16 protein-coding genes and 1 tRNA gene are annotated in these 14,805 nt (G+C 62.7%); 14 read left to right on the top strand and 3 right to left on the bottom strand.

Translation table 11 applies throughout. From position 1 onward, the window contains the following. Positions 1 to 90: 90 nt before the first annotated feature. Positions 91 to 1,047, bottom strand: coding sequence for a hypothetical protein (locus AAC023_RS10970; protein WP_339741166.1), 957 nt, complete (start codon positions 1,045 to 1,047; stop codon positions 91 to 93). A 249-nt stretch (positions 1,048 to 1,296) separates the two neighbouring features. Here AAC023_RS10970 and AAC023_RS10965 point away from each other — a divergent pair, with 249 nt between their 5' ends. The 10 genes from AAC023_RS10965 (at position 1,297) to AAC023_RS10920 (ending at position 9,561) form a co-directional block, all read left to right on the top strand. Continuing rightward, positions 1,297 to 1,851, top strand: coding sequence for a GNAT family N-acetyltransferase (locus AAC023_RS10965; protein ID WP_339741163.1), 555 nt, complete (start codon positions 1,297 to 1,299; stop codon positions 1,849 to 1,851). Between the two features lie 119 nt (positions 1,852 to 1,970). Next, entirely contained in the window at positions 1,971 to 3,230 is a 1,260-nt protein-coding gene (locus AAC023_RS10960; protein ID WP_339741160.1) for a hypothetical protein, read from the top strand. A 29-nt stretch (positions 3,231 to 3,259) separates the two neighbouring features. Beyond that, positions 3,260 to 3,874, top strand: coding sequence for a ribonuclease D (locus AAC023_RS10955; RefSeq protein ID WP_339741158.1), 615 nt, complete (start codon positions 3,260 to 3,262; stop codon positions 3,872 to 3,874). A gap of 87 nt (positions 3,875 to 3,961) precedes the next feature. Further along, positions 3,962 to 4,657: an LPS export ABC transporter periplasmic protein LptC gene (gene lptC, locus AAC023_RS10950; protein WP_339741155.1), complete on the top strand. Its 696-nt coding sequence runs from the start codon at positions 3,962 to 3,964 to the stop codon at positions 4,655 to 4,657. Further along, the gene (locus tag AAC023_RS10945) at positions 4,654 to 5,196 is read left to right on the top strand and encodes an LptA/OstA family protein (RefSeq protein WP_339741153.1); all 543 of its coding nucleotides are present in this window, start codon (positions 4,654 to 4,656) and stop codon (positions 5,194 to 5,196) included. The genes lptC and AAC023_RS10945 overlap by 4 nt, the downstream gene beginning before the upstream one ends. Positions 5,197 to 5,227: 31 nt before the next feature. Beyond that, on the top strand, positions 5,228 to 5,983 hold the full coding sequence (gene lptB, locus AAC023_RS10940; RefSeq protein ID WP_339741151.1) for an LPS export ABC transporter ATP-binding protein: 756 nt from the start codon (positions 5,228 to 5,230) through the stop codon (positions 5,981 to 5,983). 36 nt (positions 5,984 to 6,019) lie between these two features. Next, positions 6,020 to 7,537 (top strand): RNA polymerase factor sigma-54, encoded by a 1,518-nt coding sequence (gene rpoN / locus AAC023_RS10935; RefSeq protein ID WP_339741149.1) that lies wholly within the window; start codon positions 6,020 to 6,022, stop codon positions 7,535 to 7,537. A 181-nt stretch (positions 7,538 to 7,718) separates the two neighbouring features. Continuing rightward, positions 7,719 to 8,327: a ribosome-associated translation inhibitor RaiA gene (gene raiA, locus AAC023_RS10930; protein WP_339741147.1), complete on the top strand. Its 609-nt coding sequence runs from the start codon at positions 7,719 to 7,721 to the stop codon at positions 8,325 to 8,327. A 27-nt stretch (positions 8,328 to 8,354) separates the two neighbouring features. Next, the gene (gene ptsN / locus AAC023_RS10925; protein WP_339741145.1) at positions 8,355 to 8,819 is read left to right on the top strand and encodes a PTS IIA-like nitrogen regulatory protein PtsN; all 465 of its coding nucleotides are present in this window, start codon (positions 8,355 to 8,357) and stop codon (positions 8,817 to 8,819) included. Positions 8,820 to 8,940: 121 nt separating this feature from the next. Continuing rightward, on the top strand, positions 8,941 to 9,561 hold the full coding sequence (locus tag AAC023_RS10920; RefSeq protein WP_339741142.1) for a hypothetical protein: 621 nt from the start codon (positions 8,941 to 8,943) through the stop codon (positions 9,559 to 9,561). 235 nt (positions 9,562 to 9,796) lie between these two features. On the opposite strand, the gene AAC023_RS10915 is transcribed toward AAC023_RS10920, so the two are convergent. Then, positions 9,797 to 9,872, bottom strand: a tRNA-Ala gene (locus AAC023_RS10915). A gap of 110 nt (positions 9,873 to 9,982) precedes the next feature. Then, a complete protein-coding gene (locus tag AAC023_RS10910) occupies positions 9,983 to 10,420 on the bottom strand; it encodes a TIGR02300 family protein (RefSeq protein WP_339741140.1) in 438 nt (145 codons plus the stop codon). Between the two features lie 110 nt (positions 10,421 to 10,530). Here AAC023_RS10910 and aroA point away from each other — a divergent pair, with 110 nt between their 5' ends. From aroA to AAC023_RS10890, 4 genes are all read left to right on the top strand, one after another. Next, positions 10,531 to 11,871 (top strand): 3-phosphoshikimate 1-carboxyvinyltransferase, encoded by a 1,341-nt coding sequence (aroA, locus tag AAC023_RS10905; RefSeq protein ID WP_339741138.1) that lies wholly within the window; start codon positions 10,531 to 10,533, stop codon positions 11,869 to 11,871. Between the two features lies 1 nt (position 11,872). Further along, on the top strand, positions 11,873 to 12,499 hold the full coding sequence (gene cmk, locus AAC023_RS10900) for a (d)CMP kinase (protein ID WP_339741135.1): 627 nt from the start codon (positions 11,873 to 11,875) through the stop codon (positions 12,497 to 12,499). 184 nt (positions 12,500 to 12,683) lie between these two features. Continuing rightward, positions 12,684 to 14,387: a 30S ribosomal protein S1 gene (rpsA, locus tag AAC023_RS10895; protein ID WP_339741133.1), complete on the top strand. Its 1,704-nt coding sequence runs from the start codon at positions 12,684 to 12,686 to the stop codon at positions 14,385 to 14,387. Positions 14,388 to 14,521: 134 nt separating this feature from the next. Then, the coding region (locus tag AAC023_RS10890; protein ID WP_339741131.1) for an integration host factor subunit beta at positions 14,522 to 14,805 on the top strand (284 nt) is incomplete at its 3' end.

The following is a 14,805-nucleotide window of genomic DNA, read 5'->3' as shown; positions in this document are numbered from 1 at the left end:
GCCTCTCCTGGCACCACTGGACCTCCAGCATGACCGACAGCCCTCACCTGCCTCGCATCGAGGCAGGCGGGTTTCGTGTAGGCCGCGCGTTCAGCGCGCCGGCTTTCCGAGCGATTTCAGGTCGAGCAGGCTGGCGGTCTTTTCATCGATGCGCGAGCCGAACAGATTGACCGTCAGCATGGCCTCTTCCTCGGGCGGCGGCTGGCAGATCTGATACAGCAATTCGGGCATGTCCATCGAGACATTCAACCCCATCGCCTTTGCCTCCTGCGGCATGATCGGGGCCTGGTGATTGCGGCCGCTGCCGATCAGCTCATTGGTCAGGGCGCAGCTCTCATTGCCGCCATTATGGACCGGGTTGACGTAGTCGCAGGCAAATTCCTTGGCCTCCTTGACCGCCTGTTTTGCCATTTTCGCGATCACCAGCATCTGGTCATTGATGCGGTCATTGCTCTTGTCGTCGAGAAGTTCGGCCAGCAATGGCGCCGGCAGGCCGCCGAGCTGCGGGTCGATCGGGCCGATCACGGCGCTGGATCCGAGCACGATCTCGTCGCAGGCCAGGGCGATCATCGTGCCCGCCGACCAGGCACTATAGGGGATGAAGGCGGTCTTGCGGCCGCGATGATGCTTGAGGGCGTGCAGGATCTGCTGCGCCGCGTGCAACAGGCCGCCGGGCGTGTGCAGGATGATGTCGACCGGCGCATCAGGGCCGGCGGCGCGCAGGGCGTCGATCGCTTCGATCGCGGTGAATTCATCGACATATTCATAGGGCAGATGATGCACGATGCGCAGCACGACACTGCCGCGCCCGGTCTGGAAGGCCTCGGTGCTGGCCTGGACCCGGAGGCGGTGGGCATCGGCGGGGCTCATGCCGGGCGGCAAGTCCGCGCCATCGCCGCCCTGACGCGCCGTGACCGGCGGCGGCGTGGCAGCGGCATCGCCACGCCTGGGCCGGGCGCGAAACCGGAAAGCCCCCAGCACAACGGCACTCACCGAGGCGAGGCCCAGCCATTCGGCCAGCCCCAGGGCTCCCAGAATCTCGATCATTGCAACTCCCCCATTCGCCGTCCCACCCCGGCGGCCAACGGCCCGGTCAGGCATCTGCCACCCCGCATTATGGCCGTCCTGGCGGCAAGCTTACAGCCGGCTCCCCGCTGACGCGAATATAAACCGGCCCATTCCCCGCATGAATCGTCACCGCCAGCGCCAAGACACAGATTGACGCGGCACCCGCTGGCGGGTTTAGCTCTGGCGAAAGGCGCGCTTTCCGTGCCGAAATCCGGCCCTGGTGACGGCATGAATTCTGCCCCTCCCAACATCGTCCCGACCCTGGTCACCGAGCGGCTCGCGCTGCGTGCCCATACGGTTGAAGATTTTGCCGGCAGCCTGGCCTTGTGGACGGATCCCGGCGTCACCCGCTTCATCGGCGGGCGCGCGTCAACAGAGCACGAGGTCTGGCAGCGCCTGCTGCGCTATGGTGGCATGTGGGGGATGCTGGGCTTTGGCTATTGGGCGATTACCGACCGCGCCGATGGCCGTTTTCTCGGTGAGGCCGGCCTGGCGGACCTGAAGCGCGAACTCCTGCCACCGCTCGGCGATGTCCCCGAGAGCGGCTGGGCCCTCTTGCCGGCCGCGCACGGCCGCGGCCTCGGCAGCGAAGCCATGCGCGCCGTGCTCGACTGGGCCGATCGCGCACTCGACCGGCCGGAGACCTGTTGCATCATCGACCCCGTCAATACGGCCTCGACCGGACTGGCCGGCAAGCTGGGCTATCAGGCCCGGCACACGGCCAGGCTGGGGGGAAACGCGGTAACGGTCTTCTATCGCCGCCGCACCCCCCAGGTGCCCTGACTGGGTGCAGCTCCAGGCGCGTGCAGCCTCGCCTTGCCGTGACCGGTGTGCGCCGCTAGCGTCCCCCCGGCGGGGGCAGGCTCCTGACCGCTTCCCCGACCGTGTCCAGGGCTGATCGCATGAAGCATTACGCCAGAACATTGCTGATCGCCCTGCTCACCATCCTGCTGGGCTTTGCGGCCTTCAACGCCCTGATCGACCCGTTCGGCGTCACGGGCGCGCCGGACATAGCCGGGCTGACGGCGCGCGATACGCGGCTGTATGGCGATGGTGGCCGGGTCCATGTCGGCGACCGGCTGGCGCGCGGCGGCGATGCCTCCATCCTGCTCGGCTCCTCGCGCACGGTTGATGGCTTCCCGCACGAGCCCACCGGCTGGCCGGGCGAGATTTACAATGCCGGCATGCGCGGCACCAATATTTTCGAACTCAGTCAGGCCATGGTCCTGGCAGCCCGGAACCGCTCCCTGCGCTGCGTCGTGATCGGGCTCGACCTCGATGAGTTCGGCACCCATTCCAAGGCCAAGGCGACCTATTGGCTCTCGGCCCTGCATGACGCCAACCGACCGCTCTCCATGACCCGGGTATCGCTCTCGCCGAACACATTCGGGGCCTCGGTTCAGCTGATTGCCGACAATCTCGGGGGTGGGTCGCCGCGCGTGCCCTGGGCCGAGACCTATCCGGCCGGCGCCCAGCGGCAGCGCTATGAAAGCGGCGTGCGCGGGATATACGGTTATTATCTGGGTTATAATTTCGATCCCGGCCGCGTCGCACTGTTCGATCACGCTCTTGACGCATTGACGGCGAATGGCGTCCAGGTGATCGGCTTCATTCACCCGCTGCATGCCTGGCGTGAGGAAGCCCTGTTCCGCTCTGGCCGGAGCGATACTTATTTCGAACTGCGTGAAAGCCTGACCGATGTCTTCGACCGTCACGCCGCGGCGAGCCCGGACAATGCCTGTATTGAAGGCGGCGGCGCGGTCTTGTGGGATTTCTCCGGCTTTCGCGATTTCGCCAGCCTGCCCGCGCCGGGACCGGACCAGGTCGCCGCGCATCCCAATTTCTATGAACCCTCCCATTATCTGCCGCATATTGGTCAGGCCATGCTGGACACATTGCGGGGCGATGCCATCCCGGCTGACGGGGTGTCGGGCGACCGGCTCGAGCCCGGCAATCTGGCTGACAGCGCCGTCGCCATCCGGGCCCGCCGCCAGCGCTGGCTGGAGACAGCCGACGGGCAGGCCGCCACGGCGCTGTTCGACGCGCTCGAGGCGTCCGGGCCGGTGGCCGAGACTGAAACGCCGCAATTTCTCAATCGGGATGACCGGCGCAGCCTGGAAGACAAGATCAGCCGCATTGCGCCGGGCCGCGCAGGGCGTTAGGACGCGTGCCAGAGATTGAGGATTGAGCGATGACTGTACATTACCACCGCGGCGACCTGCCCGCCGATATCGACCTGGGCCCGCTGGTGGCCATCGACACGGAAACCCTAGGCCTGTCCCTGACCCGCGATGCGCTGTGCGTCGTGCAGCTCTCCAGTGGTGATGGCGATGCGCATGTCGTGCAGCTGATCCGGCCGGAATATGACTGCCCCAATCTGAAAGCCCTGCTGGGCGATCCCGGCGTCGAGAAAATCCTCCACTTCGCCCGTTTTGATGTCGCCATGGTCGAGCGCAGTCTCGGCATCACCCTGGCGCCGGTCTTCTGTACCAAGATCGCGTCCAAGCTCTGCCGCACCTATACCGACCGTCATGGCCTGAAGGATGTGACGCGCGAACTGGTCGGCATCGACATGAACAAGCAGCAGCAGAGCTCCGACTGGGGCGCCGATGAATTGTCGAAGGCTCAGCTGGAATATGCGGCGTCCGACGTGCTTTACCTGCACCAGTTGCGCGAGAAGCTGACCGGGATGCTGGAGCGTGAAGGCCGGATGGAAATGGCAAAGGCCTGTTTCGATTTTCTGCCAATGCGTGCCAAACTCGACCTCGCAGGCTGGCCGGACACCGATATTTTCGCCCACGCCTGAGCCGCCATGCCTTGAAAAGGCCAGCAAAGGCTGGTCTTTGTTGCGCGGCAAGGCTGTGCCTGCCGTTTGCGAGATGATGATCTGTCGATGAGTACGACCGCCAATCCCGGCCTTGAGCTGTTCCAGCCTACAATGCATGGCAGCTGGGAGCCCCGCCGCGCATTGACGCTGAGCGCTGCCCGGCGCCGGTCGCGCTTTGTGCGCTGGCTGCGCTTTGGCTTCATCGCCGGCATCATCGCGCTGCTGGCTTTGCTGGTGGTGCAATTATTTATCGGCGCTGCCAGCGGCCCCAGCTTGCCCGACGAGGCCGTGAGCACGGATGTGCGCATGATCAATCCGCGCATCACCGGCCGTGACGAGCGTCTGACCCCCTATGCCCTGACCGCCGATGTGGCGATCCGCCGCCGCGACAATGCCGACGGACTGACCGAACTGGAACGCCCGCGCCTCGATTACGATTTCCTCAATACCGGAACGAGCGCGTCAGAAGTGCTGGCCCAGACCGGAACCTTCGATCCGGCCAACCGCATTCTCGACCTGTATTCCGACGTCAATCTGAACACTGATAACGGGTATAGCTTCGCCTCCCAGCATGCCCGGATCTTCCTGCGCGAGGAACGCGTGGCCGGGGAGATGCCGGTGACGGGTACCGGACCGGTCGGCACGATCACCGCCGAACGCTATGAAATTCATGATGGCGGCAATCGCGTCATTTTCGAAGGCAATGTACATGCGCGTATAGTACAAGCCCGAACCGCCCCCAGCGAAGGAGCAGATCAATGATCCGCCTGCTTGCCCGACTGACCGCCCTGTCCTGCCTCCTGCTGGCGCCGCTCGCAGCTGCCCATGCCCAGATCGGGGATTCCTCACAACCGCTCGACACCATCGCCGACCGGATCGAGAATCTCGACGATGAGGGCCGCACCATACTGAACGGCAATGTCGACATCACCCAAGGCGATCGCCGCCTGATGGCCGACCGCGTCGAACTGGTCTGGACCCAGCCGGAAGATGGTAGTCGCGGCGATATCGAACGCGTCATCGCGACCGGGCATGTGCGCTATTTTTCCCCCTTCCAGAACGCTACCGGCGATCTTGGCGTTTATGAAATGGGGCCTGACACCATCACACTGACCGGCGATGTCGTCATCACCCAGGGCGAAAATGTCATTACCACTACGCGTTTTGTCTCCAATCTGACCTCCGGGAATTCCAATTTCGGTGAAGAGGGCGATGGCGCACCAGTGCGGGCCGTGATCTATCCGCGCCGTAGCGAGACCCCGCCGGCCACCGACAATGGCGACGGCACGGGCGGCCGCTAGAATTCCGATCGAGGGCAAGTTGAGCATGGCAATGACCGAAGACTTCGCAGCGGCCCCGTCCGCTCTCAGCACGGGACTGGTGGTCGAGGCAATCGGCAAGACCTATCGCAAGCGCCCCGTCGTGAAGGGAGTCTCTCTATCGCTGCAACGCGGCGAAGTCGCAGGCCTGCTCGGCCCCAATGGCGCTGGCAAGACGACCTGTTTCTACATGATCACCGGTCTCGTCGACGTCGATTATGGCCGCATCCTGCTCGATGGCGAGGATATCACCCGCCTTCCCATGTATCAGCGCGCGCGGCTCGGGATCGGCTATCTGCCGCAGGAGAAATCCATCTTCCAGGGCATGACAGTGCGCGAAAATGTGCTCGCCGTGGCGGAAGTAGTCGAGAAGGACCGCACCCAGCGCCATGAGCTGGTCGATCAATTGCTCGAGGAATTGCGCATTTCCCATCTGGCCGACGCACCGGCGCCTTCGCTGTCCGGTGGCGAACGCCGCCGGGTCGAAATCGCCCGGGCGCTCGCGACTCGCCCCTCCTTCATGCTGCTCGACGAGCCCTTCGCGGGCATCGACCCTCTGGCGATCGCCGACATTCGTGATCTGATCCGCTTCCTCAAGGACCGCGGGATCGGGATACTGATCACCGATCACAATGTCCGCGAAACGCTTGAAATCACTGACCGGGCCACCATCATCCATGAAGGCGAAGTGCTGTTCGAGGGTTCGCCGAGCGCCATTCGCGCCGATCCTGATGTGCGCCGCGTTTATCTCGGAGAAAGCTTTGCCTGATTAACTTCTGCCGTAAACCACCACGCAGAGGCGTTCATGGCCGGACTGATGCAAAAGCTGGAGATGCGCCAGGGTCAATCCCTGGTGATGACGCCCCAGCTACAACAAGCCATCAAGCTGTTGCAGCTCTCGAATATCGAGCTTGCCGAATTCGTTGAAAGCGAGCTCGAACAGAATCCCCTGCTCGAGCGCGACGACCGGAGCGAAAGCACCGAATCAACCCGCCAGGAAAGCGACAACGAGACCCGCGAACTCGAATTCACGGCTGCCAATGGCGATGCCGCCGACGCCATCGATGCTGATTCGGACATGTTGCATGGCGAGGATTCCAAATCCGACCTGTCCGGCGTCGAAACGGCGCAAGCGGGCGATTCGGTCGGAATGGGCGCCAGCACCTGGTCGTCCACCGGCAGCGCCGGCGGCTCCTTCAATGGCGAAGAATACGACGCGATCGCCAATTCCTCGCGCGACATCTCTCTGGCTGAACACCTGCACGAACAATTATCGACCGCCACCTCGGACCCGATCGACCGCCTGATTGGCGCCCACCTGATCGACCTGGCTGATGAAGACGGCTATCTGCGCGCCGATCTCGACGAGATCGCCGAGCGCCTGGGGTTGGAGCGCGCCCGTATCGAAGCCATGCTCACCCTGACCCAGACCTTCGAGCCGGCCGGCGTGATGGCCCGCGACCTGGCCGAATGCCTGGCGCTGCAATTGAAGGAAATGAACCGGCTCGACCCGGCAATGGCGATCCTGCTCGACAATCTGGAGCGCCTCGCCAAGCATGATTACACAGCCCTGAAGGCCTTGTGTGGCGTTGATGGCGAGGACCTCGACGACATGATCTCCGAGATCAAGGGCCTCACCCCGAAGCCGGGCCTCGCCTTCGGTACCGAATCGACCCGCGCGGTCGAGCCCGACGTCTATATTCGTCAGGCCCCCGATGGCGGCTGGCATGTGGAACTCAATTCCGAAACCCTGCCGCGGGTTCTGATCAACAACCGATACTACAATGAGATCAACGCGGCCGCTCGCAATGAGTCGGAACGCAGTTTCATCACTGAATGCAGCCAGAGTGCCAGCTGGCTGGTGAAAAGCCTCGATCAGCGTGCCCGCACCATCCTCAAGGTTTCAAGCGAAATCGTGCGTCAGCAGGATCTCTTCCTGGTGCATGGCGTCGCCTATTTACGGCCCCTGAATCTGAAGACCGTCGCCGATGCCATCGGCATGCACGAATCAACCGTCAGCCGTGTCACGTCCAATAAATACGTCTCCACGCCGCGCGGCATGTTCGAACTGAAGTATTTCTTCACCTCCTCGATCCCCTCGGCCGGCGGTGGCGAATCCCACTCGGCAGAGGCTGTCAGGCACAGAATCAAACTCCTGATCCAGCAGGAAACCGCCGACGATGTTCTCTCCGACGACAAACTTGTCGAGCTATTGCACGATGAGGGGATTGAAATCGCCCGCCGGACTGTGGCTAAATACCGCGAGGCGTTGAATATACCCTCTTCGGTCCAGCGCCGACGCATGTTGAAACGTGCCAGCTGACGACAGGACAATCCGCGCATGAAGGTGGTAGCTGTGTCATGCCCCATGTGGTTGGAAAGCCACCACCGCGTACGATTGACTCTCACTACAGCCCACGACTAGGGTCCGCCCGCAATCCGGGGGGAGGTGGAATAGTTTTTGACGCCTCACAAGCTGGTGTATGGCCAGCGGGAAGGAGCGCATGCACATTCAAATCGTAAGTAAGGGCATCGATGTCAGCGATAGCCTGAGAGCCAGGATCCTGGAACGGGTCGAAGACGGTGTCGCGAAATACTTCAATCGCCCCGGCGAGGCCTATGTCTCGATCGCACGCGAGGGTATCGGTTTTCGCATCGACTGCTCCCTGCACCTGCCTTCCGGCATGATGCTTCAGGCCCATGACAGCGCCGACGACGCCTACAAGGCCGCCGAAGTCACCATGGACAAGCTTGAGAAGCGGCTGCGCCGCTACAAGCGCAAGCTCAAGAATCACCGTCATGACCACAAGGCCGAACTGCCGGCGGAGGCGCTGCCGATCGTCGTGCTCAAAGGCATGCGTGACGCCTATTCCGAGGAAGCCGACGATCATGTCGATGAGACTCGGGCCGACGCGCCGGAACCGATTGTCATCGCCGAACATGCCGGAGAATTCCGGACGCTGACGGTCGGCATGGCCTCACTGGAGCTCGATGCGGCCGATTCGCCCTTCCTGATGTTTCGCAATGCCGCCAGCGGCGGGCTGAACATTGTCTATCGGCGACCGGACGGCCATATCGGCTGGATCGACCCGGCCCGTGCAGTGCAGGCCTGACAGGCTTGAAATAGAGTTGTTTTTATCATGGCATTAGCAGATCTGATTCCCGATGGCGGCGCCGCCGTGGACTTCGGTGCGTCCAGTCGCAAGCAAGTCTTGCAAGCGATGTCGGAAACGGCAGGGCATGCAACGGGTCTCAACCCACGGGAAATTTTCGAAGCCGTATTGCAGCGTGAACGCCTTGGCTCGACCGGTGTCGGCCAGGGCGTCGCCATTCCGCATGCGCGCCTGGCCGGCATTGATGCCGTCACCGGCTTCTTCATGCGGTTGCGCTCGCCGGTGGATTTCGAATCAATCGACGGACAGCCCGCCGACCTGATTTTTCTGCTGCTGGCGCCGGAAGATGCCGGTGCCGAGCACCTCAAGGCCCTGGCCCGCGTCTCGCGCATGCTGCGCCGTGAGGATGTGCGCCAGCGCCTGCGCGCCGCGCCCGATGCCGATGCCGTCTATGCTGTCCTGGCCGGCGAGCCCGCTACCGACGCCGCCTGAGCCCGCCAGAGCGCCTGACGGGCCTATCCGACCCAGGTGTGGCAAAACGCAACTGGCACGCCCTGACGCAATTTGTGTATGCTCCGGTATGCAGGATCAGCCTGCCGCGGGAGCCCGACCCATGCGATCACAAATCAACCAATTGCTCGAGAAGATCCATTCGCTCGAGACCGAGCTCGAAGAAGAACTCGCCGAGCGGCGCCGCAGCTATGGCTACAAGCTTGAGCAAGGCCGGCTCTTCATCAGCCGCGAGGCACGTGAACGCCAGACAGCCCTGAAGCTCGGTTTGCGTCGCTATCTGGTCGATAGCGGCGTTCTGACCATTCTTACAGCCCCCTTTATCTATGCGGTCGCCATCCCGGTCTTCCTCCTGGACGTGGTGGCGAGCCTGTACCAGGCGGTGTGTTTCCGGGTGTATGGGGTCAAGCAGGTCAAGCGGCGCGATTATGTCGTATTTGACCGGCATCGCCTGCCCTATCTCAATGTGATCCAGAAGGTGAATTGCTTCTATTGCTCCTACGCCAACGGCGTCATCGCCTATGTCTACGAAATTGCCTCGCGCACGGAGCAATACTGGTGTCCGATCAAGCACGCTGCCCGCCTGCAGGGGACACACCGGCGCTATGGCGATTTTCTCGAATACGGTGACGTCGCCGATTATCCGAACAGCCTCGAGGCGCAGCGCACCCGGCTGCGCGATGAGGGCGACCTCCCGCCCGGCCCGCAGAACCCGCCCGAATAGAAACAAGGCCCCACCGGATATCCGGTGGGGCCTTGTTTTCATTTCGAACCAGAGAGCCTTCGCTCGAATTGAGCGTTGGGCCTGCCTAGCCGAAGCTCGCGCAGTGAGCAAAGGATGGTGGAGCTGGACGCACCAACACCGAACCCGCAGGGTTCGCAAGCGCGACTGCGCGCCGGCCGGTCAGGCCGCCCCATCGGAGGCGTCCGCAAAGCGGACTGCCGTGAGATCGAGAAGATGGTGGAGCCAGACGGAATCGAACCGACGACCTCTTGCATGCCATGCAAGCGCTCTCCCAACTGAGCTATGGCCCCAATATCCTTGTCGCCACGATGGGGTGCGGCGAGAGGCGCGGAAACTAGTCCCGCTTTTCACGCGGATCAAGCCTCTACGCAGCACCTTAAGCAGCGCCGCTCAGACGCGGTCAGAGATCCTCGTCTTCGCCCTTGGTAAATTCGGCGAAATCATCGTCCTCATCATCGTCGAGCAGGACTGTATTATCATCCTCATCGACAGGATCCTCGCCATCATCTTCCTCGAACCCGTCGGGGATATCATCGCTGAGTCCGGATGCTTCATCATCGTCGTCATCATCATCGACCACGATGTCATCGCCCGCTTCACCGACTTCCGGCGTATCGTCGACCTCATCCTCGAAACCGTCAGGCTCGACCACTTTGGCCTTGGCCGGCGCTTCCTCATCATCAACCGGCTCCGGCGCCACTTTCAGCCGCACGGGCACCAGTTCGGGATCGAACTCGTGAGCACACTTCGGACACCGCGCCGGGCGTCGGCCCAGATCGTAGAATTTGGCAGCACACTTCGGACAAGTGCGCTTGGAACCCAGTTCATGTTTGGCCATGACATCCCTTCACAACCGGTTTGTTTTTCGGCGCGACCCGTTGCCACGATCATCGCGCTCTGTCAAAACCTGATCGCCGTCTTCTCACCCTAATCGTTGAAATTCAGTTGATGACCCAGCTTGCCCCCCAATTGCAAGGCCCGTTTTTGGCGCGCCCGAGCGGCCCGCTGACCGGGACGCTGGCCGCACCGGCCGACAAGTCGATCTCGCATCGTGCGCTGATCTTGGCCGCGCTGGCCCAGGGCGAGAGCCGGATCACCGGCCTGCTCGAGAGCGATGATGTGCTCAATACCGCAAAAGCCATTGCCGCACTGGGCGCGCAGGTGGAACGCCTTGGCCCGGGCCGCTGGCGCGTCATTGGCCGCGGGGGCCGTTTCGCAACACCGCGCTCGCCGCTCGATTTCGGGAATTCGGGCACGGGTGTGCGGCTGATGATGGGTGCGATTGCCGGCAGCGGCGCTGGCGCTGTCTTCACCGGCGATTCGAGCCTCTCCTCCCGGCCGATGCGGCGCGTGACCGATCCGCTGGAGATGATGGGGGCTGCTTTCTCCAGCACTGACGGGCGCCTGCCCGCCACACTCGCCCCCTCGCGCCTCAGCGGCATTTCCTACGCACCGCCGATCGCTTCGGCCCAGGTGAAGTCCGCGATCCTGCTCGCCGGACTCGGTGCCAGCGGCGAAACCGTCATCACCGAACACCATGCCACCCGTGACCATACCGAGACGATGTTACGCGCCTTTGGCGTCACCCTCGAGATCAGGCAGACCGATGACGGTGTCCAGATCCGCCTGCCGGGCTATCAGACGTTGAAAGCGCAGGATGTCGCCGTTCCGGGCGACCCGTCCTCGATCAGCTTTGCGCTCGTCGCGGCGCTGATCACGCCGGGCTCCCGCGTCCAGATCAATGGTGTGATGGACAATCCCTCTCGCATCGGACTGATCGAAACGCTGAAGGAAATGGGCGCCGATCTTGATATCGAGCCGGGGCCGGAAATGGCCGGCGAGCGAACCATGAATATCACGGCGTCATATTCGACACTGCGCGGGGTCAGGATTCCGGCCGCTCGTGCGCCGTCCATGATCGACGAATACCCCGTGCTCGGCGTCGCCGCCGCCTGCGCCACCGGCACGACCCACATGGCCGGCCTGGCTGAACTGCGCGCCAAGGAGAGCGACCGGCTGGCGGGCACCGCTGATCTTCTGCGCCTCAATGGAGTCGAACTGGAGATCGGCGAGGACAGCCTGACGGTCCATGGCCAGGGCGCGGGCTCCGTCGCGGGCGGCGGGATGGTCCCCACCCATCACGACCACCGTCTGGCCATGAGTGCCCTTGTACTCGGTCTGGCCTCCCGGCAAGCTGTGAGCATTGATGATGCCTCGATGATCGCGACGAGCTATCCGCGTTTTGCCGACGACATGAAAGCGCTCGGCGCGAAGCTGGAGCGGGTCTGACATGATTATCGCCGTTGATGGACCGCTCGCCTCGGGCAAGGGCACGATCGCCAAAGCGCTGGCGCGCCATTTCGGGCTGCCGCATCTGGACACCGGCTCGCTCTACCGCGCCACAGCCGTGGCCGTACTCGACGCCGATATCGATCCCGCTGACGAAAGCGCCGCTGCGGCCGCGGCGCGCGCCCTTGATGTCACAATGATCGATGAAACGCGGATCCGCACCGCCGAAGCCGGCGCGATGGCGTCCCGCGTTGCAGCGCTGCCGGCTGTGCGCGCGGCGCTCTATGAATTGCAGCGTGACTTCGCCCGGCAGACCGGCGGGGCGATTCTGGACGGCCGCGATATCGGCACGGTGATCTGCCCCGATGCCCGCGTGAAATTGTATGTCACCGCGAATGCCGAGACCCGCGCCGACCGGCGCTGGCGCGAACTGACGGCGAAGGGCGACCCGATCAGCTATGAAACCGTGCTGGCCCAGACGCGCGAACGCGATGCGCGGGACACCGAGCGGGCCGATGCGCCCATGCGGCCCGCCGAAGACGCAACCTTGCTTGATACCTCGTCCTTGAGTATAGACGCGGCGATTGCTGCAGCCATTGATATTGTGGAAAACGCCCGGAAGGCGTGACCCACAGCGGCTTTGGCGATCTCGAAACCGGGCTTACCGACTTCAGAACGCGCGCGATTTCACGATCGCTGCGGGTTTTGTTCTTGGTGCCCATGGAAAAACCCCTTGCCGGGCCATTTTGGCCCAGCGGTGTGAATCATCCCGCATTTTGCGGCTCGCATCGCATTCTGGAGCAACCTCTTACATGTCTACCGAAACCCTTACCCCGACGACCGATGATTTTGCCGCCATGCTGGAAGCCAGCCTGGCCGGCCGTGACCTTGCCGAAGGCCAGGTCATCAAGGGCATTGTCACTGCCATTGAAAACGATGCCGTCGTCGTCGACGTAGGTCTCAAGACCGAGGGCCGTATTCCGACCCGCGAATTCACCGGTCCTGGTTCCAAAGCCCCCAAAGTGGGCGATGAAGTCGAAGTCTTCCTCGAGCGTATCGAAAACGCCCTCGGTGAAGCCATGCTGTCGCGCGACAAGGCTCGCCGCGAAGAGAGCTGGGATCGCCTCGAGCAGTCCTTCGAAAAGAAAGAACCTGTCAACGGTGCCATCGTCGGCCGCGTCAAGGGTGGTTTCACGGTCGATCTGGGCGGCGCCAGCGCCTTCCTGCCGGGCTCGCAAGTCGATATCCGCCCTGTGCGCGATGTCGGACCGCTGATGAACCAGGAACAGCCTTTCGCCGTTCTCAAAATGGACCGTCCGCGCGGCAATATCGTCGTTTCGCGTCGTGCCGTGCTTGAAGAATCGCGTGCCGAACAGCGTGCGGAACTCGTCGGCCAGCTGGCCGAGGGCGAAGCCCGTGACGGTATCGTCAAGAACATCACCGATTACGGCGCATTCGTCGATCTCGGCGGAATTGACGGCCTGCTGCACGTCACCGACATGTCCTGGAGCCGCGTTGGTCATCCATCGGAAGTCGTTGAAGTCGGCCAGAACGTCAAAGTCCAGATCATCAAGATCAACAAAGAGACCCAGCGTATCTCCCTTGGCATGAAGCAGCTGATGTCGGATCCATGGGAAGGCGTTGCCGCCAAATACCCGGTCGGCGCCACCTTCAAGGGCCGCGTGACCAATATCGCCGAATACGGTGCCTTCGTTGAACTCGAAGAAGGCGTTGAAGGCCTGGTCCACGTGTCCGAAATGAGCTGGACCAAGAAGAATATCCACCCGGGCAAGATCCTCTCGACCTCCCAGGAAGTCGAAGTCATGGTTCTCGATGTCGACGCCGACAAGCGCCGCATCTCGCTCGGTGTCAAACAGACCCAGCGCAATCCATGGGAAGTCTTCGCCGAAACCTATCCGGCGGGCTCGCAAATCCAGGGCGAAGTCAAGAACATCACCGAATTCGGTCTGTTCGTTGGCCTGGAAGGCGAAATCGACGGCATGGTTCACCTCTCCGACATCTCCTGGGACCAGCCGGGCGAACAGGCCATCGAGGCCTTCAAGAAGGGTGACCTGGTCGACGCGAAGGTTCTCGACGTCGATATCGACAAGGAACGCGTCTCCCTCGGCATCAAGCAACTGGCTGGCGATCCGATGGATTCCTCCGGTGCCAATCGCGGTGACACCGTGACCTGTACGGTCACTGAAATCACCTCCGGCGGTATCGAAGTCACCTTCGGCGACGACGCTGCCGTCAAAGCCTTCATCCGCAAGTCCGACCTGTCGCGCGATCGTGCCGAACAGCGTCCGGAACGTTTTGCGGTCGGCGACAAGGTCGATGCCCGCATCACCAATGTCGACAAGGCTTCGCGCCGTGTCTCGCTCTCGGTCAAGGCGCTTGAAATCGCCGATGAACGCGATGCGGTCCAGCAATACGGTTCGTCCGATGCCGGTGCATCGCTCGGTGACATCCTCGGCGCTGCCATGCGCGAGAAAGATGCCGACAAAGGCGAATAAATCGGCCCGACCCTTCGGGGTTGAGTAGAAATGGCGGCCGGAGCTCCTCGCTCCGGCCGTTTTTTTTGAGTCTGACTCATTGACGCGAGCGGTCGCAAAGGTCAGGTTTAGACTTTCAGGCGTGGAGCTGTCGCATGATCAAATCCGAGCTGATCGACAAACTGGCCGAAGCCAATCCGCATCTCTACCACCGGGATGTCGAGCGCGTGGTCAATACGATTCTCGATGGCATTACCGAGTCCCTGGCGCGCGGCGAGCGGGTCGAATTGCGCGGCTTCGGGGCCTTCTCAGTCCGTCACCGCCCCTCCCGCGTCGGTCGCAATCCACGCACCGGTGACAGTGTTGCCGTCAAGGAAAAGCACGTTCCTTTCTTCAAGACCGGCAAGGAATTGCGCGAACGCGTTGACGCCTCACGGGC

The sequence above is a fragment of the uncultured Maricaulis sp. genome (assembly GCF_963976135.1).
Classification (GTDB): Bacteria; Pseudomonadota; Alphaproteobacteria; order Caulobacterales; family Maricaulaceae; genus Maricaulis.
Note: the sequence above shows the minus strand (reverse complement) of the source record. Positions and strands in the feature narration are given on the sequence as shown.

Bases quoted from the DNA above. Each gene is read 5' to 3' on its own strand.
- AAC023_RS10970 (WP_339741166.1), bottom strand. From the start codon at position 1,047: ATGATCGAGATTCTGGGAGCCCTGGGGCTGGCCGAATGGCTGGGCCTC.
- AAC023_RS10965 (WP_339741163.1), top strand. From the start codon at position 1,297: ATGAATTCTGCCCCTCCCAACATCGTCCCGACCCTGGTCACCGAGCGG.
- AAC023_RS10960 (WP_339741160.1), top strand. From the start codon at position 1,971: ATGAAGCATTACGCCAGAACATTGCTGATCGCCCTGCTCACCATCCTG.
- AAC023_RS10955 (WP_339741158.1), top strand. From the start codon at position 3,260: ATGACTGTACATTACCACCGCGGCGACCTGCCCGCCGATATCGACCTG.
- lptC (WP_339741155.1), top strand. From the start codon at position 3,962: ATGAGTACGACCGCCAATCCCGGCCTTGAGCTGTTCCAGCCTACAATG.
- AAC023_RS10945 (WP_339741153.1), top strand. From the start codon at position 4,654: ATGATCCGCCTGCTTGCCCGACTGACCGCCCTGTCCTGCCTCCTGCTG.
- lptB (WP_339741151.1), top strand. From the start codon at position 5,228: ATGACCGAAGACTTCGCAGCGGCCCCGTCCGCTCTCAGCACGGGACTG.
- rpoN (WP_339741149.1), top strand. From the start codon at position 6,020: ATGGCCGGACTGATGCAAAAGCTGGAGATGCGCCAGGGTCAATCCCTG.
- raiA (WP_339741147.1), top strand. From the start codon at position 7,719: ATGCACATTCAAATCGTAAGTAAGGGCATCGATGTCAGCGATAGCCTG.
- ptsN (WP_339741145.1), top strand. From the start codon at position 8,355: ATGGCATTAGCAGATCTGATTCCCGATGGCGGCGCCGCCGTGGACTTC.
- AAC023_RS10920 (WP_339741142.1), top strand. From the start codon at position 8,941: ATGCGATCACAAATCAACCAATTGCTCGAGAAGATCCATTCGCTCGAG.
- AAC023_RS10910 (WP_339741140.1), bottom strand. From the start codon at position 10,420: ATGGCCAAACATGAACTGGGTTCCAAGCGCACTTGTCCGAAGTGTGCT.
- aroA (WP_339741138.1), top strand. From the start codon at position 10,531: ATGACCCAGCTTGCCCCCCAATTGCAAGGCCCGTTTTTGGCGCGCCCG.
- cmk (WP_339741135.1), top strand. From the start codon at position 11,873: ATGATTATCGCCGTTGATGGACCGCTCGCCTCGGGCAAGGGCACGATC.
- rpsA (WP_339741133.1), top strand. From the start codon at position 12,684: ATGTCTACCGAAACCCTTACCCCGACGACCGATGATTTTGCCGCCATG.